Annotated in this window: 1 protein-coding gene; it reads right to left on the reverse strand. The window is 42.3% G+C overall.

Annotation, left to right across the window (positions count from 1 at the left end):
- Nucleotides 1-90: 90 nt before the first annotated feature.
- The coding region (locus tag QWJ41_RS21310) for an outer membrane beta-barrel protein (protein ID WP_302710505.1) at nucleotides 91-274 on the reverse strand (184 nt) is incomplete at its 5' end.

Raw genomic sequence — 274 nt, forward strand, 5'->3', positions numbered from 1 at the left:
GAGGCTGCAACAGGGCAGCCCTCGAACAAAAAAAAGAGTTCCCGTTGACCGGAAACTCTTTTTTATATACGATGTAAAGTGACAGACTATCTAAAAAATATAGGCAACAGATACCTGCCAAGTCTTAGTCTTATAAGAAGCGTCTGTTCCTTCAAATTTGGCAGTGTCTCCCAACGGGATATTATAATTGGCACCAACCTGCAAATGATTGAGCAATTTCACACCCGCACCAACGTTAATGCCGACTTCAGCTTTCTTCTTGTCGGTTTTTACG

Origin of the sequence: Nocardioides cremeus, assembly GCF_030518195.1 — a bacterium.
In the GTDB taxonomy this organism is placed as follows: domain Bacteria; phylum Actinomycetota; class Actinomycetes; order Propionibacteriales; family Nocardioidaceae; genus Nocardioides; species Nocardioides cremeus.